Raw genomic sequence first — 22,110 nt, 5'->3', positions numbered from 1 at the left:
TAACAACTCTTACCCGTTTAATCTGTTGCTCTGAATAATAAACTAATGTCTTTTGACTACACCATAAATCAAATTCTCCTGCTTTAAAACCATCAGTAAATCTGATTTTACGTCTATCATCAGATAGCTTATAGCCTGTTAGTTTATACTCAACGGAACGGCTATGCTTTTTGAACCGAGGAAACCCTTTTTTACCCGGTATCTTGGCACGACAATTATGGTAAAACCGATTAATTGATTGCCCGGCTCTATCAGCAGCCGATTGACGTGCTTGAGAGTTTAATTTATTAACCCAAGGTGTATCTTTATTGTTAGCTAGTACAGCACAAAGTTTTTGGAGATCATTGCGGGTTGTCCCTTGATTGTCTAGCCAATAATGAACACAAGAGTTACGCACAAACTGAGAAGTTTTGCTCTGGTGTTCCGTTTTTTAGCTTTGCTTCTACGACTAGCATCTAACAATCCTCGACCCTTGGCTAGGTTAAGTATAATACAGTTTACACACAGATGGTGGAATTAAACCGATGCTCCGCGGTTGATATTCTGGTCGGATTTCATCCCCCGCAAAGGTGAGTATCTTGTCGAAAAATGTAGCGGGGGTATTCATCCGACATTTTAGGTAAACTATAAGGGATATCGTCATCAGATTCTGAGCGGCGATCAACTCCCGAATATATGGACAACAAAAACCCATGGAGACAACCTCTACCCTAGCTGATGGGCGTGAAGCACTTCAATGCCCCACCCTAATTGAAGACGATCGCACGGGCATGAGTCCCGAAACCCTAAAACGGGCTTTTCTGGACAATCTGTTTTATTTGCAAGGGGTTAACCGCACCAATGCTAGTCCCTACAATTACTATGTCGCCCTTGCCTACACCGTTCGCGATCGCCTCCTGCGTCGTTTTCTGAAATCCACCGACACCTACAAACAAGAAAAAGTTAAACTCGTCTGCTATTTCTCGGCCGAATTCCTCATGGGGCGTTATTTAGGCAATAATCTCGCTAATTTGGGTATTTATGACCTAATCAAAGAGATGATCGAGGAATTAGGTCTTGATTTTGAGGAAATTATCGAACAGGAACCAGATCCCGGCCTCGGAAACGGCGGTTTAGGGCGTTTAGCAGCTTGTTTCCTCGATTCCCTCGCTTCCCTAGAAATTCCCGCCATCGGTTACGGTATCCGCTACGAATTTGGCATTTTCCATCAAATCATCCAAGACGGTTGGCAGGTGGAAATCCCCGATAACTGGCTACGCTTCGGCAATCCTTGGGAATTACCTCGTCCCGATGAAAGTGTGGAAGTAAAACTGGGTGGCCGGACGGAAATCTATCACGATGATAAGGGACAAGAACGAGTACAATGGCTGCCGGAACGTCGGGTTTTAGCCATTCCCCACGATACCCCCGTCCCGGGTTACAAAACCAACACGGTTAACGCTTTGCGTCTCTGGAAAGCAGAAGCGAGTGAATCGTTTAATTTTGAGGCTTTTAACGCTGGGTTATACGATCAATCCGTGGCTGAAAAAATGGACGCGGAAACCATTTCTAAAGTCCTTTATCCCAACGATAACACCCCCGCCGGTCGCGAATTACGTCTCGCCCAACAATACTTTTTTGTGGCCGCTTCCCTGCAAGATTTAATTCGCATTCACCTAAAAAGCCACAAAAATCTGCAAAACTTCCACGAAACCGCCGCTATTCAACTGAACGATACTCACCCCGCCATTGCGATCGCTGAGTTAATGCGTTTGTTAGTGGATGAAAACGGCTTAGAATGGTCAAAAGCTTGGACAATTACCCAAAAAACCTTCGCTTATACCAATCATACCCTATTGCCGGAAGCCCTAGAACGTTGGTCGGCGGATTTACTCGGTAAACTGCTACCCCGACATCTAGAAATTATCTACCTGATCAATCACTTTTTCCTCGATGATGTGCGGACTTGGTTTCCCGATAACGAGGAATTATTGGGCAAATTGTCGATAGTTGAAGAAGCTGGTTGGGGTAATAAACAAATTCGCATGGCTAATTTAGCCTGTGTGGGTAGTCACTCGATTAACGGAGTTGCCGCTTTACACACGGAGTTACTGCAAAAAGACACCCTGAAAGAGTTTGCCATGCTCTGGCCGGAAAAATTCTACAATAAAACCAATGGTGTCACCCCGCGCCGGTGGATTTTATTGAGCAATCCCCAATTATCGGCACTATTTACCGAAAAAATCGGCGATGATTGGTTAAAAGACCTGAAGGAATTGCGAAAACTGGAACAATACCTTGATGATCCCGCATTCCGTCAGCGTTGGTATGAAATTAAACAGGCGAATAAGGCCGATTTAGCGGCTTATATGCTGAAAACCCGCAATATCGAGGTGGATGTTAATTCGATTTTCGATGTGCAGGTAAAACGGATTCACGAATACAAACGCCAACATCTGGCAGTTCTGCACATTATCGCCCTTTATAATCGCATTAAACAGAACCCTCAGATCGATATCGTGCCGCGCACTTTTATCTTTGGTGGTAAGGCAGCTCCCGGTTACTTTGTGGCGAAGTTAATTATTAAGTTAACTAATGCTGTAGCTGAAATTGTTAATAAGGATCCTGATGTCAGAGGTCGTTTAAAATTGGTTTTCCTGCCTAACTTTAACGTTTCTTTGGGTCAACGCATCTATCCAGCAGCGGATCTTTCCGAACAGATTTCTACGGCGGGTAAGGAAGCTTCCGGAACTGGTAATATGAAGTTCGCTATGAATGGCTCCCTCACCATTGGGACTCTGGACGGCGCTAATATCGAAATTCGCGAGGAAGCAGGGGCAGAAAATTTCTTCCTTTTTGGCTTGACAGCAGAAGAAGTTTATGCTAAGAAGGCACACGGTTATGAACCGATGAGCTATTACAAAAATAATCGCGAATTGAAGGGAGTGATCGATCGAATTAAGAGTGGTTATTTTAGCCATGGTGACACGGAATTATTCAGGCCGATCGTTGATTCTCTCCTCTACGATGACCAGTATATGCTTTTAGCTGATTATCAATCCTATGCTGATTGTCAGGAACAGGTAAGTGAAGCTTATCGCGATCGGGACAAGTGGACGCGGATGTCGATTCTTAACTCGGTTCGTATGGCAAAATTCTCTAGCGATCGCACAATCTGGGAATATTGTCAAGAGATTTGGAAAGTTAATCCGGTCAAGATTAGTTTAGAGGATTAAAAAACTCGGTCAAGTTCGGGTTTAGTCTTTGACTAGCCCGAATTTTGGAACCGTGGCCCCAAAAATGCTTTGTGAAAAGGATGAAATTTATTATTTTTTGCTATCCAAAAACTGGGTCAATACTTTTGAGTTTTAGGGGGAATGATTCGGGGAGCTTTTTTATTATGAGTAAAAATAGAAATGTCAGTGATAATTGAACAAAACCTAGGGGAAATTTTAGCTCAAATTAATCACAAATTAGAGAATTTACAAAAAGATGTTACAGACATCAAAATTGAGTTAACAGAAGCTAAGGGGGAAAGACAGGTATTAAAGGTGGAAATTGATAATCTGAAGCAAGATGTTAAGGCGATTAAAAGTTCACAACAGGCTCAAATTTGGACATTAATTGGTATTTTAATTACGGCGGTAGGAGGGTTTTTAGTGGCAGTGGGTAGGTTTGTTATTTCGGGTAATCCTTAATTGCAATACCGTCTAAACTATGATTGAGAGTGATTGAATGATCGACTATAATTAGATTGTTTTTAGACAATCCCACAATCACAAAAATCATATTCATTTGATTCCCAAGTATTAAGGATATTCTAAGAATAAATTTTGAAAAGTATTGTTATCCTGCCAGCGATAGATTGAAAAATCGCGGCGATCTGATGTTAAAATTCTCCCGTGTCCTAAGTTTTCAGCTAATACTACTAATGAAGCATCAGCTAGATACATTGGTATATCTTCATAACGTTCCATGAGTTGTTGCATTCGTCTAACATGATTTGATTATAATTCAAATACTTCAAAACCACCCGCTAAGAAATTTTGGATAAATAGCAGTTGAGCATGATTACCGAGACGAGTTAGCAAAAGGTAACAAGTTTCGGTGAAAACACACCAGGTTGTTATTAGGGGTTCTCGCAATCTTTGAATTACAAGCTGTGCTTGCTGATGATGATTATCTTGCTCATTGGCAAGAGCCAACCAGAAGCCTGTATCAACTATAATCATGTTTGGCTGACCATTCTTCCTTCAGGATGGTTTTATAGTTAGTAGAAAGATCGGGCGAACCTTGTCCACACCCAATAAAACCGCTTTCTTTTAGCACTTTAAGAGGCTCTGAGTTACGCGGGTATAGTTTGGTATATTGTTGCTCAATAACTTGATTGAGTAGGGTAGTTATATCCTGATCGCTATGTTGTTGGATGTAGGCGAGTTTTTCCCTTTGTTCTTGGCTAAGATGAATGGTGATGTCCATAGTCTTTGTCCTTAATAATGTCTAAACTATGATTAGAATAATTGAATGATCGACTATAATTGGGTTGTTTTTGACAATCATGGGAGTTTATTATATTATATCATAGGGTCGCTCTCTCGAAAAAATTATATTCCATCACACAATCACATCAATCACAGTACAGACAATGAATGAACAACGCGCCCAAGCTTATGTTAATTTAATTCAACAGTTGCTCGCTTGTACTGATGGTGAGGAACTCAATAAGATTCTGCAAGCAAATCAGGAATTGATTGATCCCGAATTTTTGCAGGTGATGGAAAACTATGGAACAGGGTTAGAAGAACAAGGAAATAATAATCCTGTTGCTTGGTTACGGGATATAAGGTATAGAATCTTGTTATGTAGAAGTCTAAAGCATGATCTATATGATTATTTAATTGACTGTCATTCTAGCCTGACATATAATCATGGAAAGCTCAATCAGGAAAGTGAAAATGAGACAGGTATTTACAGCGAGAATTTTTCAAGAAGATAATTGGTTTGTTGCCCAATGTTTAGAGGTTGATGTTGCTAGTCAAGGGGAAACGGAAACCGAGGCGTTAAACAATCTGCAAGAGGCTTTAGAATTACATTTTGAACCGCCTTGTGCGACAGTTATTCCCCAATTACAGAAGATAGAGGTAGAAATCAATGCCGCTTAAGCCTTTATCTTATCGTGAAATTAAACGCAAGTTGGAAGCGGCAGGGTTTGAAGTTGTTAGTCAAAAGGGGAGTCATGTTAAGTTTGCCAAGGATACTCCTGGAGGAAAAAGGACAACGATTGTTCCCTGTTATAAGGAGGTAACAATCGGTACAATTGGCAGTATTTTAAGGCAAGCGGGATTAGGGGTTGATGAATTTGATAGTTTATAACTAGAAATAGACAATTTTATGAATGAACAACGCGCCTAAGCTTATGTTAATTTAATTGAACAGTTGCTCGCTTGTACTGATGATGAGGAACTGAATAATATTCTGCAAGCTAATCAGGAATTGATTGACCACCAATTTTTGCAGGTGATGGAAAACTATGGAACAGGGTTAGAAGAACAAGGAAATAATAATCCTGTTGCTTTATTACGGAATATGGCGCAACAGTTGAGGGAATATCTCAACTCTCAAGCGAGAACTATAGAGGAATATCAGGGGTTTTTATTAGAAGTATTACAAGCAGAAGCAGAGATTAATGATGGCCGTGCTATAATAACTGACAACGATTATTATTATAAAAATATGCAGTATAAAGTCAGTCTTAAGCAAACAGAAGAAGGATATGCTGTTTGGTGTCCTGGTTTACCCGGCTGTGCTTCTCAAGGTACGACAAAAGAAGAAGCTCTCAATAATATTCAAGATGCTATTGTGTCTTATTTAGAAGTTGCTGAGGAATTGAATCAAGGTGTAGAATCTTGTTATGTGGAAGTTGAATTAAATCATGCCTAGTCTTCCCGGAATTAATCATCAACGAGCCATTAAAGCCTTTGAAAAAGCAGGATTTAGGATTGTTCGACAGGGTAAACATATTACAATGACTGATGGAGAGCATATCTTAACAATTCCCAGAGCTAATCCAATTAATGCTTATACAATGGGAACAATTATTAAAGGTGCCGGAATGTCTATTGAAGAATTTAAAAAACTTTTGTAAAAGCATCGGATTAAGGTTATGGACGAAAAACGCACCCAAGCTTATCTAAATATCATCGAGTCGGCCTCTAAAAAAAATCACAGTCTATCACACAATCACATCAATCACAGTACAGACAATGAATGAACAACGCGCCCAAGCTTATATTAATTTAATTGAACAGTTGCTCACTTGTGCTAATGATTAAGATATACAATAATATTGACAAGCATCATTATTAGGAGAATCATCAGATGTCAGTTACTATTGAACAAGACCTTAAAGAATATCTCACTAAGTTTGACCAAAGATTTGACAGACTGGAACAAAAGTTAGAAATAATGAATAATCGCCTCACTAATTTAGAAGTTGGACAAGCTAGATTGGAGGAAAAAATCGATAGTTTGGAAAAAGATATTGAAAGTGTAAAAGAAGATACCAAAGAATTGAAAGGCTCTCAAAAGGCACAGATTTGGACGTTAATCGGAATTTTGGGAACGGCTTTACTAGGAACAGTCATCCGCTACATTATTATTCCTTTTCCTCCTCAATCATAAATATAATTATAACAATCACAATCAAAACAATGGATGAACAACGCACCCAAGCTTATATTAATTTAATTGAAAAGTTGCTCACTTGTGCCGATGGTGAGGAACCCAATATTCTGCAAGCAAATCAGGAATTGATTGATCCCGATTTTTTGCAGGTGATGGAAAACTATGCAACAGGGTTAGAAGAACAAGGAAATAATAATCCTGTTGCTTGGTTACGGAATATGGCGCAACAGTTGGGGCAATATCTCACCCTTCGACTGGTCAATACTGGATTTAGGGCAAACGCATCTAAATTCTAGATTCCTTATCTAATAAGACTTTCAGCGTTTCAGAAAAAATCAACCATGATCTCGAAAACCCTTATCCAGCCTACCTTTCAAAAATAAGATGCGTTCGCCTTGATACTGGATTTAGGGAGATTGTATTTTTTGAAAAGCTATAATATAATTAATTATGATTATTCAGATAATATTGTTCAATGACTATGACCCAAACTAATCTTGCCAAAAATCTCAAAGAAGCTTACCGAGTTTGTAATCTTGATCCTCTAAGGGGTGAAGCTATGAAACGATATTATGTTGATTTATCAAAAGTTCGCAATACCAAAGCTATAGGTCAAGTTGATACAATTCTTGAATTTCAAGAACCTGAAAAATTTACAACAATTTTATTTACAGGTCATCGTGGCTGTGGAAAAAGCACAGAATTAAGGCGAATTCAGGAAAGATGGCAAGAAAAATATTTTATTATTTATTTAGAAGCTGATCGGGAAATTGACATTGAAGATGCGCGTTACATAGACTTATATTTAGTATTAATTAAGCAAATTGAATATGAACTTAGACAACGAGGAATTAAGTTTGATGATGAACTTCTGGGTAATTTTGAAGCTTGGTTTAAAGATATCACAGAAGAAACAGAGGAAACCGTTGAGAAGTCTGTGAGTATGTCGGGAACTTTAGATGTTAGTTCCTCTCCCTTTCCTATTCCTTTTGTAGCTAAATTATTAGTGAAATTATTAGCACAAATTAAAGGATCTGATAAACGTAAAAAAACAATTCGTCAAACCTTAGAACAAGATATTTCTCGCTTACAAGCTGATGTAAATTTTTTACTAGATGATGGGTTCAGAAAATTACAGCAAAAATTCCCTCAATATCAAGGATTTTTAGTAATATTCGACAATTTAGATCGAGTAACACCAGAAGTAGGCGATCATTTATTTTTCGATTATGCAGCACAGTTACAAGCCTTGGGATGCAATATTATTTATACTGTGCCAATTTCTACAATCTATTCAGCTAAAAAAGTCAATAATTTTTTCGAGAACTCTAATATTGTCCCGATGATCAATATCTACAATTTACAAAGAAATAAGCCCAATTTAGACTATCAAGAAGAAGCCTTAAAAGCTGTTGCTAAATTAATTGAAGTTAGGGTTAATGTTCAGGATGTTTTTGCTAATTACGATGATTTATTAAGTTTAGCTAAAGCTAGTGGCGGTCATGTTAGACAACTAATGCAAATGATGAGAACTGCTATTACTTCAGCAAATGCAAAAGGCTGCTCTAAAATTGATAGTGAAGACGTACAAACTGCCATTAAACAAGTACAATTTGATTTTGAAAGAGTCATTCCTGATGAGCATTATACTCATTTAGTAAATGTCTATTTAAACAAGGAAATTAATAACAATCAAATTGGACAACTTATGTTATTTAATACTTCTGCTTTAGAATATAATGGTAATGATAGATGGAACTATATCAATCCAGTTGTTGAATCTATTCAAGCTTTTAAAAAGGTATTAAAAAATGTTAGAAACTAAATCTTTCTCTATTTCTAATCATCGTTTATTTTTAGTAAAAAATCAGCAGAGATTAGCTGAGTTACTAACTTTTATTGATTTTGCCGAAGGATTAACTATTGGCTTTATTGAAGTTAACCGCAATGAGGAAGCTAACTGGATAGTTGAGAGTTTAATGAATAATTCTCAATGTCAAAATATACAATTTATTGTTTTAAATATAGATGATTCTCAGGTGCGTTTTTTATTAGATGAAATTTTAAACTATTTATCTAAAAATCCCCCTTTAGAAGATAAAAAGCAAGTGTTAATTATCAAAGGATTAGAAAATTCTATCGGATTTAAGGATTATCCCCCTATTTTACAAAATCTCAATTTTGTTAGAGACGCTTTTACTTATGATGTTCCTTATCCTATATTATTTTGTTTACCCAAAGATACTATTACTAGATTTGCTAGATTTGCCCCTGATTTTTGGGCTTGGAAATCAGGTATTTTTAAGTTTGAATCTCTACCAGAAGAAAAAAATATTGATCGTCAATTTGTGAATTTTGCTCGGGTTCTTGAACGAGATGGAGTATCAGAAACTCAAGCAAGAATTGATCTATTAACTCGATTATTTGCAGAGTATTCAGCAGAGAAAAATATATCTATGATGATAACAACTTTACAGCAATTAGGGGTTGCTTATTACCGTAGAGGAGAGTTACAAAAAGCGGAAGAATCTTTGCTAGAAGCTTGGAATTTAAGTAATCAAATAACATCATTAGAACCGACAAAAGTAGCCACTCTTGAGACCTTGGGTTATGTATATAAGAAAGCAAAGAAATATGAGGAAGCAGAAACAATTTATCAACAGGTTTTGAATGTTTATTCTGAGCAAAAGTTTTCTCAAAAATGGGCTAAAATTGAAAATAGTTTAGGTAACGTTTATCTTGACAAGAATCAAGGCAGTAAAGCTGATAATTTAGAAAGGGCGATCTCTTGTTTTAATTCTGCTTTAGAAGTATATACCCGTGATAGCTTTCCTTATGAATGGGCAATGACACAAAATAATCTGGGGACTGCTTATAGTAATCGCATCAGAGGGGAAAGGGCAGATAATCTAGAGTTAGCTATTGTTGCTTATAACCTGTCTTTAGAAGTATATACCCGTGATGCCTTTCCTTCTGAATGGGCAAGCGTACAAAATAACCTGGGTAATGCTTATAGTCAACGCATCAGAGGGGAAAGGGCTGATAATCTAGAGTTAGCTATTGCGGCTTATCACCTGTCTTTAGAAGTATATACCCGTGAAGCTTTTCCTGAAGATTGGGCAAGGTCACAAAATAATTTGGGAAACGCTTATCTAGATCGTATCAGAGGGGAAAAGGCAGAAAATTTAGAGTTAGCTATTGTTGCTTATAACCTGTCATTAGAAGTATATACCTGTGATAGCTTTCCTTATGAATGGGCAGGAACACAAAATAATTTGGGGACTGCTTATAATAAGCGCATCAGAGGGGAAAGGGCAGAAAATTTAGAGTTAGCTATTGTTGCTTATAACCTGTCATTAGAAGTATATACCCGTGATAGCTTTCGTTCTGAATGGGCAATGACACAAAATAATCTGGGCAATGCTTATAGTAATCGTATCAGAGGGGAAAGGGTAGAAAATTTAGAGTTAGCTATTGTTGCTTATAACCTGTCATTAGAAGTATATACCCGTGATAGCTTTCCTTATGAATGGGCAACGACACAAAATAATTTGGGGACTGCTTATAGTGATCGCATCAGAGGGGAAAGGGCAGATAATCTAGAGATGGCGATCGCATCTTATAACCTGTCTTTAGAAGTAAGAACCCCGACTGCTTTCCCCATAGATTGCTTACAAACAGGACGAAACTTAGGAGATACTGCTAACCTGATCGAAGACTGGGAAACCGCCATCAAAGGCTACAACTTAGCCATCGAAGCGTCAGAAATAACCCTACTAGAAGCATTAAACCCCCAACGACAACAAGAAATCCTCTCCGATGCAATGGATGTTTATCATGGCATTGTTAAATCCTATCTCAACCTCAATCAACCAGATTGCGCCTTAGAATACGTTGAACGCAGCAAAACCCGCTATCTAGTCCAACTGCTTACCGACCGAGATATCTATCCTAAAGGTAATATCCCCCCAACTATTATTACGGAATTAGATCGCCTCCGTCGTGCCATTATTGGAGAAGAACAACGGTTAGCCATCCAAGAACAAACCCGCAATAGGGGAGTAACTTTAACCCTAGATGAACAAAAACAACCCATCTTAAATGACTATACTCACCTCAATCATTTAAAACAAGAATTAAATCAATTCATTGACCGTGAAATAACTCCCATAGCCCCCACTTTTATCTTAACTCAAAAGGTTGAAAGCATTCCTCTAAGTGAGATTCAATCCTTAATTGATCAAGATACTGCCATCTTAGAATGGTATATTTCAGGGGATAGTATTATGGCGTTTATTGTTACTAATGAGGGTTTGATCCCCCCTAATCCTGCTTCAAAAGGTTTGATCCCCCCTAACCCCCCTTCAAAAGGTTTGATCCCCCCTAACCCCCCTTCAAAAGGGGGGAATAGTGAGGTAAAAGGGGTTAAAGTTTGGCAATCTTCAGCAGAAGATCGAGGAAAATTGATTGATTTTATTAAAGATTATCGTGATGCTTATGAAAATAATAAAACCGAGTGGATTAAAAATCTTAATTCTTGTTTAAATCAACTGTCAGAAATTCTCCACATTGATGAACTTTTAGAACTGATTCCTAAATCCTGCGATCGTCTCATCCTAATTCCCCATTGGTTTTTACATATTATTCCCCTTCATTGTTTACCCCTAAAAAATGGACAATTTCTCTATCAACGCTTTACTAAAGGTGTAGGATACGTTCCCAGTTGCCAACTTTTAAAACTGGTAAAATTATCACAGCGAGAAAACTTTACTCGTCTTTTTGCTATTAAAAATCCCACCAGAAAAGACCTAAAAACTCTCTTAGGTGCAAATCTAGAAATCGAGAGAATTAGTCAAGGATTTGCTACTGAAAAAACCATTATTATTGGTGAAGTAGAAGCATCAGAACAAACCCTAGTAAACCGTCGTCAAGAATTACAAGCGTCCCATTGTATTCACTTTTCCTGTCATGGAAAATTTGATAATAAATCCCCTAGAGACTCAGCTTTAATGTTAGCAGATCCAGAAGGTAACTTAGGAAAATTAGCTAACCTTACTCTAGCAGAAGTCTTTAAAAAACTTGATTTAAGGGAATGCCGCTTAGTTACTTTTTCTGCTTGTGAAAGTGGTATAATAGAAAGTAAAGCCGATAGTATTAGTGATGAATATGTGGGTTTACCCAGTGGTTTTCTATTTGCAGGAAGTTCTAGTGTCGTTAGCACCCTTTGGACAGTAGATCCCCTAGCAACAACCTTATTTATGGCTAAATTTTATCACGATCTTAAACGAATTTCTATCCGAGATGAAGGAAGTATTGCTATTGTTTTAAATCATACTCAAACCTGGTTAAGAACATTGAATAGTCAAAAATTAGCCCAAACAAAAAATAGTCAAAAATTCCAGCAATTACTCGATCGAGTCTTTGAGAGTAAACGGGATAGAAGAAAATTCCAAGACTTATTAGAAGCGGCAGTGAAACGCGAACCCTATCCCTTTGCCAATCCCTATTATTGGACAGCATTTATCGCAACAGGAGTTTAACTCAGGTCTTGCACCATTATCCAAAAGTCCAAAAAACCCGATTTTTTCTGCCTCTAAAAATCGGGTTTTTAATATCAGGGGTAATATCTGAGTTTAAGAATCGGAACAATTTTGACAAAATTTATCCAGTCCTTCCTCTGAAATATAAATAGCAACTGGAGTCGATAAAAGTCCTGCTACTCCAGGCGGACACATAAAACATCCTGCGATAATATCTGTTACAGGGGGAATAAGTGCGGGTAAATATTTTTCTCGCAAAGTTTCATACTTCGGTTGACAAATAGAATCACGACATTTATTAAGAACAATAGCAAACCAACGAAAATCAGCATTATCTTCTACCCCTTCAATCCCGTTACGAGTGGCAATAGATTCAGCAGCATCTGCTAAATCTCCCTCCCATTCCTCAATAACATCAAGTGCAATTAAAGCGTTCTCATTGTCCGCAAATTCAACACGGTACTGAGCAATTTTTTCCGGTGTTAACTGCGTTGTGTCTGACATAATACCATCCTTAAAGCCAAAACTAATTTTTTCCCATTATCTCACTTTATTAGCTCCTAAGTAGGTAGGCGTTAAAAATTATCAGACACCCCCCTTATCAAGGGGGGATTAAGGGGGGATCAGAGGCAAAATCTATCTTCAATTTAATTATAACTACTTACTTAATCCCACCAAATGCCGTGAGGAAAATCCCTCGCTTTAGCTTGTCCGCAACTTTATAATCGTCTCGTCGCTAACGGTTTTGACTTTACCAATGGCAAGTTAATCCGGTCAAGATTAGCTTAGAAGACTAGGAAAAAGCGAATTTTTTTGGGGTGAGAATTTACTTTTGTCAAAAATCATTACATATTCGCAACAAAATACACTTTTTTGAGCAAATTAATGTACCATACTTAGACAAGGCGATAAATTATTTTGTCCGCCGATATTTTTAATCATTATAAGATTGTTTCCCTAATCGCCAAATTAACAATTACATACCGAAAAACAATGACAGCAGAATTTAAGTTTATTCCCCTGCAATTTAACTGGGTTGCTATCAATCCTAAACCGATTGGGGTTGTCTATTTTATCGGTGGTGCTTTCTTCGGCACTTTTCCCAATCTGTTCTATCGTTATCTACTCAAACAAGTCTTTGAACGGGGCTATACTATTATTGCTATTCCCTATCGTTTTACTTTTCGCCATTGGAATGTTTCCATAGAAATGGTCAAAGATTTGATTGGATTGAGAAAGGCTATTTATGAAGAAGCTAAGTTTTTAGGCTATGAAGATAACCTTAGTTTGTACTTAGAGGATCCCACTGCTGGTAATCCTAATTATTTTTGGATGGGCCATAGTTTAGGGTGTAAATATATCTCCCTTTTAGAGGTTTTAAGTGATGTGGAAAACACAGAACTAGAACAGGTTTTGAGTGGTTGTGTCGGTAAAAATCAAGCCGAAGATATCCAAAAATCGCTGAATAATACCGATATTCATACCGTATCTCTGAAAAATCAACCCTCACTTTTACTGGCTCCTGTAATTGCCGGCATAGATAGTGCAATTCCCATAGCTGCCCTAGCTAAATTAGTGCAGAGTTTGGGTTTAGATGTACAGCCAAACGTGCAGGAAACCCGTTGTTTAATTAGCAATAGTAAGCTATTTCGACTCTTGGAAATTATCGCCTTTGCTAAGGATCTACAGGCTAAAGATACAGTAGCCTGGTTTATTAAAGAACTAAGTCAACAACTCTTAAAACCAGTAGTTCCCTTAGCCAATCGCACCCATCTAGCACCCCTTGGCTGGCGCAATGGCGACCAAGAATTAGCCGATAATGTGATTAAATCAATTCAGGAATTACGCGCTAAACTTATCTCCTGTTATCCCCAAAGTCAGGAAAAAGAGGAAGTCTTAATGAAAATGATTTCTCAACATTAATTAATTGAGGATAGGGAGAGGTTGCTAACAGTCAATATTGCTACCTGAATCGCTTTTTCGATGGCCTGTTGTTTGCTTTCTAAACTAATCCCTTCCTCTTTACTTCTTTCGGCAATTACACCACAAATACAAGCGGCAGTAAATCCATAAACCCCCGCCATTTTAAATAAAGTTCCCGCTTCCATTTCATAATTGAGAATATTTAAACGTCGATATTCTTCCGTAATTCCCTCTAAATGACGCTGAAGATAAGGGTTAGCGGAAGACAGGATTCTTTCCTGTCCTTCATAAAAACTATCCACAGAAGCGGTAATACCTACATGATAATTTACTCCCAAAAATTGAGCCGATTTAACTAGGTCAACTGTCAAAAAAGGATCCGCCACTGCGGGATATTCCAGAGGAGCAATATCATTAGCAGCACCTTGCCTACATAAAGCCGCTTGGGAGATAATAATATCACCAATTTTTATTCTATTTTGAATTGCGCCACAAGTACCAATACGAATAATAGTTTTAATTCCCACCTGTATTAATTCATTAACCACAATACTCAAAGATGGCGCACCCATGCCACTGGTAGCCAGAAGAATTGGGGTAGAATTATCTAGATAGCCAAGATAACTATTTAATCCACGATAATCCGATAGTAAACGTGCATTTTGTAAATAAGTTTCAGCAATATAGCGCGAGCGTTCTGGTTCCCCCGATAATAGGGTGATAGTCGGTTTTGCCGTGCCTAAATCCTCACTGCTAAAGTTGAGATGATAGGGTTTTTGGTGAGATAAGTTATTGGACATTGAAGTTAACTAAATACTTAAAAAAGGTAAGGAAAATCAATTCCTTACCTGAGGATTGTACACTTCTGACAACAAATTTACACTTTTGCTGACTCTTTAACTAACTTGTCCCAACCCAATTCCTTGAGGTTATTGTTGCGACGCAGGGGACGAGTAGCTAACTCTAAAATATCTCGCGCATTGGTGAAACCATGAATTTGAGCAAAAGTAAATTCTACCGACCATTTAGTGTTAATTCCCCGCGCTTCTAAGGGATTTGCATGGGCCATTCCTGTAATCACTAAATCGGGTTTTAACTCGTAAATGCGCTGAATCTGATTGTAGTTATCAGGTTTTTCGATAATTTTCGGGATGGTAACACCCATATCATTACAGGTTTTCTCTAGTAATGCCAATTCGGCCGCTTGGTAGCGTTTATCCATGTAAGGAATACCGATTTCATCACAAGTCATCCCGCAACGAATTAGGAAACGTGCCAAGGAAATTTCTAGTAAATTATCCCCCATAAAGAAGACCGATTTACCGCGCACAAGTTGCAGATAATCCTCTAAACTTTCCCAAATTTTTGCCTCTCTTTCCTCTAATCCCTGCGGTTCTACTCCCAAAACCGAACAGATTTTTTCTATCCAAGCGCGGGTTCCATCCGGACCGATGGGAAAGGGTGCGCCAATTAATTTACACTTACGACGACGCATTAAAGTGGTGGCAGTTCGTGATAGAAAAGGATTGACACCAGCGACATAATAACCTTCTTCAATTACCGGTAATTCAGTAAAGCGTTTGGCCGGCAACCAACCATCAATTTTAACTCCTTGTTTTTTTAATTCTAGGGTTAAATTAGTCACAATCGGGTCAGGAACGGAACCAAATAAAACTAAAGGAGGATGGTCTTTATATTCCGATTCTTCCTGTTTAATTTCTTCTTTTTTACGTCCAAAAGTTAAGAGTTTCTGGATAGCATTCCGTTCTTCTTTGTCGTTTTCATTCTTAACTTTTTCGGGACATTTATGCACCATAGAAGCGAGGACGGTATCTTCCCCTTGGGTAAAGGCATAATCTAAACCATTAGCGCGCGCTGTCACGATAGGAATACCGATTTCTGACTCTAGTTTTGGTGCTAATCCTTCCAAGTCCATTTTGATTATTTCGGTGGTACAAGTACCGATAAAAACGATAACGCTAGGGTTTCTATCTCGTTTAATTTGTAAGCAGAGGCGTTTTAGTTCTTCGTAGTCTTTTAGTTGAGCGGAAATATCCCCTTCTTCTAATTCGGCCATCGCATAACGTGGCTCGGCAAAAATCATCACACCCATAGCATTTTGCAGGAAGTAACCACAGGTTTTTGTGCCGATAACAAGGAAGAAACTATCTTCGATTTTTTGGTATAACCAAGCAACACAGCTAATCGGACAAAAGGTGTGATAGTTGCCGGTTTCACAATCAAATTGTAAAGCGCTCGGTTCTTGAATGGCGGTCATGTTTTTTGGTTCTCCTTTAACTTAGTTTATTGAGGTTTTCTCGTTGTAACTCTTGGCGGATTTTTTGCAGTACAGGATCCTCATTAGGACAGACAGAATTACTTAATTCTCTTTCTTCTTCTCGTTTTTTGAGTTTTATCTCAGGGTCAAAATTTAATCCTAAAACTTCTACCAGTTTGTCCCCATCGGAATTAAGCTGACAAAAGGGATACATCCACACTGATAACTTAGGTTCTAAAGCTGCTACTGCCGCTATAATTATGTCAGCACTGGGACGTTTACCACCGTCGGGAGTTTTACGCCACCAATTTCTGGAATCCATTAAACACCTAATCCAAGCTTGATTATTTTGGTAGTAATCTAACCATTGCCTCGGTAAGGTTGCTTTTAATTCCTCAAAGTTGCTCATTTTGTCTCCTTGGCTGAATAATAATCTTCTCTCTATTAGAATTCCCAATAAGAGGGAAAAATTATCATCATCGAGTCCTCGATAAAATTCGTGGGTAGGGTGGGTTAGGCGACGATAAGTTAGGCTATTAACTAATAAGTTAATTATTCGCCGTAACCCACCCAGAAAAAGAGTTTATTGGTGGTTATTGGTGGGTTTTGGTGGGTTAGCGACAGCGTAACCCACCCTACAAAATAATCTAAACCATCATTAGGTCTAATTCTTCCTCGGCGTTAACTTTGGGTTTATCAGCATTAAGATAGAAATCCGATAATAAAGTGAATAATTCCCGGTCGGCAGATTCTTTGGGAATAACTCCTTCTGGTTTGGCTAAAATCTGATCGGCAATGTTGAGATAATAGTCACAAACATAACTTAACATCGGATCCTTGTCGGCCATTTCAAAGAGAGTTTGACCTTTAACTCTGGAGACGCGAATATCTTCAATTAAGGGTAAAACTTCTAACACTGGCATGGGAACATGATCCACATATTTATTAATTAAATCGCGTTTTGAGGTGCGATTACCAATTAATCCGGCTAGTCGCAGGGGATGGGTGCGCGCTTTTTCACGGACGGAAGCGGCGATGCGATTGGCGGCAAAAAGAGCATCAAAGCCGTTATCTGTGACAATTATGCAGTAATCGGCGTAATTTAAGGGTGCGGCAAATCCCCCACAGACCACATCCCCCAAAACATCGAACAAAATCACGTCAAATTCATCAAAAGCGTTCAATTCTTTTAATAATTTCACCGTTTCCCCGACGACGTAACCGCCACAACCAGCACCGGCCGGGGGGCCACCCGCTTCCACGCATTTGACACCACCGTAGCCGTCATAGATAACGTCTTCGGGCCAGATGTCTTCGTAGTGAAAATCTTTTTCTTGCAGGGTATCGATGATTGTGGGAATAAGAAAGCCTGTCAGGGTGAAGGTGCTATCATGCTTGGGGTCACAGCCTATTTGCAGGACTTTTTTGCCTCTTTTGGCTAAAGCGGCCGAAATATTACAGCTTGTTGTCGATTTACCGATGCCACCTTTTCCGTAGACTGCGAGCGTTAAAGGCATGGAAGTTCTCCTAAATGTGCGCTTGAATGGTGAGTTTGTTTATCAGTGCTTTGATCGCCATTATTGACCATCTCCCCACCCCTTGGAAAGAGGCTCAATTTTTATCTGCTATAGCTAGAGTGAGATTGAAAGCTTAAAAATTAGATAAATAATCTTTTAGAGCTTATAAAGTTTATTGAAGTCATAAAAACTTATAAAAACAGCTTTGTTTATACATTTACTTTAAATACAAACAATAAACAAAAAATCGCCAAAGCTTTACAAAAACTCGATAAACAGGGTTTTACCGTGCCAAACCCAGACAAAAAAGGTCAAGATAGAGGCAGTCTAGAGACTGATGTAAGATTTTCGTGAATAATCATTACAATTTTCCCGGTCAGCAGATTAAATAAATAGATCCTGAGAAGGATGCTGAAAAAAGCTGTAGTACAATGAGAACAAAGTACCTGTAGGGTTTCCTATGCGAGTTAAGCAAAAAACGCTGACTACACTCTTATTAGAAAATAAGGCTCCTAAATATCGTCCTTTTCTGGGTTTTTTTCTGGCTGGGGTTCCCTTGCTCTTTTTAGCCTATGTGGTTTCTTTCCAGCGCGCTTATCTCAACTGCATTAGGTTAAGCACAAAAAGGATAGATTGTCAATATGTCCAAGAGTATAATTTTCCTGTTTCTAGTCGGGAAAATTTTTCTTTGACTCACATTAAAGCTACGGCTGTCTATCAAGAAGTTTTTATCAGTGTTGAGCAGAAAAAAACTGTTAATAACACGGTTTTATTGGTCGGAAGAAATAACTATCTCTACATCGAGAATTTTCGGGATGTGCAGTCAGCTAGTGATTTTAAAACTCGATTTGATAGTTTTGTGAATAGATATCAAGCTCAGGAAATTATTGCCAAAAGTCCCCTAGATACCTTGTCAGCACTGCTAGAACACCACCATAATTATCCCTATTATCTCTGGGGTATGTTATGCTTATTGTCTGGTCTATTGTTACTTTATGATGTCAGCTATTGGGAGAGTTATGTCTTTAATCAGGGAACCTCTACCCTAACCCGCAAGCGACAACATTTAATTTTTAGAAGTGAAAGTGATTATCTTCTAGAGAGAATTGTTGAGGCAAAAGTAGAAGAGTACAAAGGCTTTTTGGGGTCTAATTACCGACGGATTATTTTAACCTTATCCAACGGGGAAAAAATTATCCTCAATTGCCGGTTACTGGAATCTATCAGTAACGGAAAAAGGGAAGAAAAAATTCTGGCAATGATTGCCGAAAAGTTAAACTTAACTCAAGAGTAAGTGTTAATCTAAGTAAATGCGCTCAAATTCTAGTTATTTAAAGTCTCTTTTTTTCGGTTTCCTATTAGTGACCGTGTTAGTTTATATATTGCGCGGCATGGGAATATTATCTTTTTTACCCGGAGGATTAATTTTGTTATTAATTCTCTCTTCCGTGGTGACGGGAATTATCTACGGAATCGATAAAACCCGCCGTTTTTAGGAAAATATTGGCTCTTCCTTCCAGACAGAAACGAGAAGGCCGCATCTCATTTTTGTAAATCTACTAAGTTGGGATTTTTAGGGGGAAACTCTCTGCTAAAGTCGGGCCTTACTTTCGATTTTATCACTCAATCCAAGCTTTTGGGGGGTTCTACTCCCCAAACCCCGGAGCGCATTAGTTTTTCGGTGGGATGCTTACAGACAGCTGCTGATATATCTGTAATAATTTAAAAGTCACTGATAATTGCTGATTGTCGGTATTTCTGCAAATGTGAGATAGACCCAACGAGAAGAATCCAACGGTTCTAACGTCAATGTCAAGATTGCGGTAGTTAGTTTCTGAGCAATCCCACTGATAAAAATATCGGCTGCATCTCCTATTTGTGATCTGAGATGCAGCCATTGCTAAAGGCTAACACACCTGGGCTAATTAACCCGGGACTAAAGAAGATTTGAACGCAAAAATTTTCTCGATCACCTCTTCTACCACCTTATCGGGAGTGGAAGCGCCAGAAGTCACTCCGACGGCAATTTTTCCCTCATTTAACCAGTTATCGGTGATGATTAAATCGTCCCCTAAAGGTTTATGTTCGATGCGATTACCGGGGAGAATGCGCTCGGCACTATCGATATGATAGGAGGGAATGGCACGCTCGATCGCTATTTCCTGTAGGTGAGTGGTATTAGAGGAATTATAACCCCCAATTACCACCATTAAAGAAAGCGGTTCTTTCCCCAGTTCAAACATGGCATCTTGACGCTCTTGAGTGGCATCACAGATAGTATTAAAACTCATGAAATGATCTTTAAAATCGATCGGTCCGTACTTTCTCAACATAGTATGCTCGAAGAGTTTGCCAATTTCCTCCGTTTCACTTTTCAGCATCGTGGTTTGATTGGCAATACCGATATAATCTAGATCGCGATCGGGATCGAAACCCTGGGAATGTGCATTTTTAAACTTCTCTAAGAACTCATTTTTATCGCCACCGTGGAGAATATAATTAGCGACATAATTAGCTTGAGCCAAATTTAAAACGATCAGATAAGTGCCAGCAAAAGAGCTAGTGGCGATCGTTTCTTCGTGATTATATTTACCGTGAATAATCGAAGTGTGGTCGCTTTTTTTGTGCTTTTCCACGGAATTCCACACCTTAGAAACCCAGGGACAAGTGGTGTCCACAATCATGCAACCCTTATCGTTAAGTATTTGCATTTCCGAGACACTGGCCCCAAAAGCAGGTAAAATCACCACATCCCCCGATTCCACCACACTAAAGTCTTTTTGGCCATTTTCGACCGGAATAAAACCCACGGCCATGGAGCGCAGACGCTGATTAACCGAGGGATTGTGAATAATTTCGTTAGTAATCCAGATACGTTCCAGGGGAAAATGTTGACGAGTTTCGTAGGCCATGGCAACAGCGCGTTCTACCCCCCAACAAAACCCAAAAGCTTGAGCGAGATAGATCGTCACGTCACCCCGTTGTAAACGATAATTATTTTCCCGAATTTCTTGGATCAGGTCGCTTTGATACTCATTGGTCATCGCATCCATTACTTCCTCTTTATGACCGAATCCCTTGCGGTTATAGTTATCCGACTGCTGTAGGGTACGTTTAAAGGATTTTGTATCCATGATTCTCTGATAGGGGTATTGGTGGTGCTAAATTGGGCTAGACAGTAGCTTGCCATATACTAAAAATACCTTATCTAGTCAGCGCAGGAGGCTTTTAGAGACGAGAGAGAAATTCCTCGTCGATGTCGTAACCAAACTGTTGAGCGAAAAATTTTAAGCGAGATAAAGCAGGAATTTGCTGACTTTTCAGCCAATCAGACAAAATAAAGAGTTTTTGCATCACAAAAATCTCTAAAGCTTCGGGATTATATTGAATTCCTTCCCCGCGATGGAATTGATGCGGGACTAACATGGCAGCATAACGGGCGATTTCTCCATGTTTTGGGTCAAGAATAAAGATTAACCAGGGATAAACCGCATCTAAACGCAGAAACCACAGTCTGACTTCCGCTATCTCCGATAATTCCCGCATATCACCCTCCGCGCGAGGATAATCTATCTCTAATTGTAGAGCTTGTTCCAGTTCAGCGATCGCTGATTGGGACTGATAATCTTGAATAATAGTCTCTAAAGATGATAGATCGAGATTTTGAATCTGATTGGGGTTAAGAGCGATTTTGACAGTCATAGGCGCAAATAAAAGGTTATATCGGGCGAAATTACCGTTTTTTATCCCCAGATCGGCAATGATCTATCTCAGAAAATACTCTCGATCGGGACAAAAAAACTAAGTATGACTATTCTCTCACTCCGGAGCGAGAGAGGGAAACTGGACTAAAATCCCCAAGGTTGGATTTCTCCTACAATTTAACCTCCCTTGCACACCGGGGTTTTTTAGTCGGCAAAATCGGGAACCATGCACAAGAATAAATTAGTCAATTTATGGGAAAATAAGCGCATCTTCTCCGCTTTTATCCCATGCAAGCCAACTTTTTTACTAATATCCTCTTACCCGTTGCCCTAGGCGTTTTAATGTTAGGCATGGGATTGGGATTAATTCTCGCCGATTTTCAGCGTATCACCCGTTATCGAAAATTTGGGTTAAAACCCCGTCGTTTTACGACGGCTTTTCTTGATCTTTAATATAGCACTTAAGAACTTCCAGGGTTGCACCT

Annotated in this window: 22 protein-coding genes and 3 pseudogenes; 15 read left to right on the top strand and 10 right to left on the bottom strand. The window is 38.8% G+C overall.

The features are described 5' to 3' along the window. A pseudogene (locus BGL89_RS20935) lies at window positions 1-455 on the bottom strand (RNA-guided endonuclease TnpB family protein); the annotation flags it as partial. Between the two features lie 237 nt (window positions 456-692). On the opposite strand from BGL89_RS20935, the gene BGL89_RS20930 reads away from it, so the two are divergent. Beyond that, complete coding sequence (locus BGL89_RS20930; protein ID WP_286827441.1) at window positions 693-3,215, top strand: glycogen/starch/alpha-glucan phosphorylase; 2,523 nt, start codon at window positions 693-695, stop codon at window positions 3,213-3,215. Between the two features lie 180 nt (window positions 3,216-3,395). Continuing rightward, window positions 3,396-3,677: a hemolysin XhlA family protein gene (locus BGL89_RS20925; RefSeq protein ID WP_286827440.1), complete on the top strand. Its 282-nt coding sequence runs from the start codon at window positions 3,396-3,398 to the stop codon at window positions 3,675-3,677. Window positions 3,678-3,788: 111 nt separating this feature from the next. On the opposite strand, the pseudogene BGL89_RS20920 reads toward BGL89_RS20925, so the two are convergent. Continuing rightward, window positions 3,789-4,211, bottom strand: a pseudogene (locus tag BGL89_RS20920) (type II toxin-antitoxin system VapC family toxin). Next, on the bottom strand, window positions 4,198-4,458 hold the full coding sequence (locus tag BGL89_RS20915) for a hypothetical protein (RefSeq protein ID WP_002773298.1): 261 nt from the start codon (window positions 4,456-4,458) through the stop codon (window positions 4,198-4,200). Before BGL89_RS20915 ends, BGL89_RS20920 begins: the two are co-directional and overlap by 14 nt. Before the next feature lie 166 nt (window positions 4,459-4,624). Here BGL89_RS20915 and BGL89_RS20910 point away from each other — a divergent pair, with 166 nt between their 5' ends. The 9 genes from BGL89_RS20910 (at window position 4,625) to BGL89_RS20870 (ending at window position 12,203) form a co-directional block, all read left to right on the top strand. Further along, window positions 4,625-4,975: a hypothetical protein gene (locus tag BGL89_RS20910; protein WP_286827439.1), complete on the top strand. Its 351-nt coding sequence runs from the start codon at window positions 4,625-4,627 to the stop codon at window positions 4,973-4,975. After that, a complete protein-coding gene (locus BGL89_RS20905; RefSeq protein ID WP_002766390.1) occupies window positions 4,935-5,141 on the top strand; it encodes a type II toxin-antitoxin system HicB family antitoxin in 207 nt (68 codons plus the stop codon). The genes BGL89_RS20910 and BGL89_RS20905 overlap by 41 nt, the downstream gene beginning before the upstream one ends. Beyond that, window positions 5,131-5,352 carry a type II toxin-antitoxin system HicA family toxin gene (locus BGL89_RS20900; RefSeq protein ID WP_286827437.1) on the top strand — a complete coding sequence of 74 codons (222 nt, stop codon included), beginning with the start codon at window positions 5,131-5,133 and terminating at the stop codon, window positions 5,350-5,352. The genes BGL89_RS20905 and BGL89_RS20900 overlap by 11 nt, the downstream gene beginning before the upstream one ends. 360 nt (window positions 5,353-5,712) lie before the next feature. After that, window positions 5,713-5,919 (top strand): type II toxin-antitoxin system HicB family antitoxin, encoded by a 207-nt coding sequence (locus BGL89_RS20895; RefSeq protein ID WP_012264985.1) that lies wholly within the window; start codon window positions 5,713-5,715, stop codon window positions 5,917-5,919. Next, on the top strand, window positions 5,912-6,124 hold the full coding sequence (locus BGL89_RS20890; protein WP_002759169.1) for a type II toxin-antitoxin system HicA family toxin: 213 nt from the start codon (window positions 5,912-5,914) through the stop codon (window positions 6,122-6,124). Before BGL89_RS20895 ends, BGL89_RS20890 begins: the two co-directional genes overlap by 8 nt. 233 nt (window positions 6,125-6,357) lie before the next feature. Continuing rightward, window positions 6,358-6,660, top strand: a complete 303-nt coding sequence (locus BGL89_RS20885; protein ID WP_002773297.1) for a hemolysin XhlA family protein — start codon at window positions 6,358-6,360, stop codon at window positions 6,658-6,660. A 29-nt stretch (window positions 6,661-6,689) separates the two neighbouring features. Then, window positions 6,690-6,959 carry a hypothetical protein gene (locus BGL89_RS20880; RefSeq protein ID WP_286827436.1) on the top strand — a complete coding sequence of 90 codons (270 nt, stop codon included), beginning with the start codon at window positions 6,690-6,692 and terminating at the stop codon, window positions 6,957-6,959. Window positions 6,960-7,138: 179 nt separating this feature from the next. After that, a complete protein-coding gene (locus tag BGL89_RS20875) occupies window positions 7,139-8,488 on the top strand; it encodes an ATP-binding protein (protein WP_353743966.1) in 1,350 nt (449 codons plus the stop codon). Further along, a complete protein-coding gene (locus tag BGL89_RS20870; RefSeq protein WP_286827434.1) occupies window positions 8,475-12,203 on the top strand; it encodes a CHAT domain-containing protein in 3,729 nt (1,242 codons plus the stop codon). Before BGL89_RS20875 ends, BGL89_RS20870 begins: the two co-directional genes overlap by 14 nt. A 93-nt stretch (window positions 12,204-12,296) precedes the next feature. Here BGL89_RS20870 and BGL89_RS20865 read toward each other — a convergent pair whose 3' ends face one another. Next, window positions 12,297-12,707, bottom strand: a complete 411-nt coding sequence (locus BGL89_RS20865; RefSeq protein WP_286827433.1) for a hypothetical protein — start codon at window positions 12,705-12,707, stop codon at window positions 12,297-12,299. Between the two features lie 489 nt (window positions 12,708-13,196). Between BGL89_RS20865 and BGL89_RS20860 the strand changes: the two genes are divergently transcribed. Beyond that, window positions 13,197-14,126 carry a DUF1350 family protein gene (locus BGL89_RS20860; protein ID WP_286827432.1) on the top strand — a complete coding sequence of 310 codons (930 nt, stop codon included), beginning with the start codon at window positions 13,197-13,199 and terminating at the stop codon, window positions 14,124-14,126. On the opposite strand, the gene BGL89_RS20855 is transcribed toward BGL89_RS20860, so the two are convergent. The 4 genes from BGL89_RS20855 to bchL form a co-directional block, all read right to left on the bottom strand. After that, window positions 14,123-14,926, bottom strand: a complete 804-nt coding sequence (locus BGL89_RS20855) for a nucleoside phosphorylase (RefSeq protein ID WP_286827431.1) — start codon at window positions 14,924-14,926, stop codon at window positions 14,123-14,125. The two genes, BGL89_RS20860 and BGL89_RS20855, sit on opposite strands and share 4 nt — an antisense overlap. Before the next feature lie 77 nt (window positions 14,927-15,003). Continuing rightward, window positions 15,004-16,404, bottom strand: a complete 1,401-nt coding sequence (locus BGL89_RS20850; protein ID WP_286827430.1) for a ferredoxin:protochlorophyllide reductase (ATP-dependent) subunit N — start codon at window positions 16,402-16,404, stop codon at window positions 15,004-15,006. A gap of 16 nt (window positions 16,405-16,420) precedes the next feature. After that, window positions 16,421-16,813, bottom strand: coding sequence for a DUF5331 domain-containing protein (locus tag BGL89_RS20845; RefSeq protein ID WP_286827429.1), 393 nt, complete (start codon window positions 16,811-16,813; stop codon window positions 16,421-16,423). A gap of 238 nt (window positions 16,814-17,051) precedes the next feature. Then, window positions 17,052-17,921, bottom strand: a complete 870-nt coding sequence (gene bchL, locus BGL89_RS20840; protein ID WP_002759152.1) for a ferredoxin:protochlorophyllide reductase (ATP-dependent) iron-sulfur ATP-binding protein — start codon at window positions 17,919-17,921, stop codon at window positions 17,052-17,054. 460 nt (window positions 17,922-18,381) lie between these two features. On the opposite strand from bchL, the gene BGL89_RS20835 reads away from it, so the two are divergent. Then, window positions 18,382-19,215 carry a hypothetical protein gene (locus BGL89_RS20835; protein ID WP_036388488.1) on the top strand — a complete coding sequence of 278 codons (834 nt, stop codon included), beginning with the start codon at window positions 18,382-18,384 and terminating at the stop codon, window positions 19,213-19,215. A gap of 16 nt (window positions 19,216-19,231) precedes the next feature. Next, window positions 19,232-19,417 (top strand): hypothetical protein, encoded by a 186-nt coding sequence (locus BGL89_RS20830; RefSeq protein ID WP_002798718.1) that lies wholly within the window; start codon window positions 19,232-19,234, stop codon window positions 19,415-19,417. Between the two features lie 429 nt (window positions 19,418-19,846). Here the strand turns inward: BGL89_RS20830 and BGL89_RS20825 are convergent, their stop codons facing one another. Then, a complete protein-coding gene (locus BGL89_RS20825) occupies window positions 19,847-21,055 on the bottom strand; it encodes a 4-hydroxy-3-methylbut-2-enyl diphosphate reductase (protein WP_286827428.1) in 1,209 nt (402 codons plus the stop codon). Between the two features lie 94 nt (window positions 21,056-21,149). After that, window positions 21,150-21,623 (bottom strand): CRR6 family NdhI maturation factor, encoded by a 474-nt coding sequence (locus BGL89_RS20820; protein WP_286827427.1) that lies wholly within the window; start codon window positions 21,621-21,623, stop codon window positions 21,150-21,152. Window positions 21,624-21,913: 290 nt separating this feature from the next. Here BGL89_RS20820 and BGL89_RS20815 point away from each other — a divergent pair. Continuing rightward, a pseudogene (locus tag BGL89_RS20815) lies at window positions 21,914-22,030 on the top strand (bile acid:sodium symporter family protein); the annotation flags it as partial. Window positions 22,031-22,110 lie beyond the last annotated feature (80 nt).

The sequence above is a fragment of the Microcystis sp. LSC13-02 genome (genome assembly GCA_002282935.1).
Classification (GTDB): domain Bacteria; phylum Cyanobacteriota; class Cyanobacteriia; order Cyanobacteriales; family Microcystaceae; genus Microcystis.
This window is presented reverse-complemented; position numbering and strand designations above follow the sequence as displayed.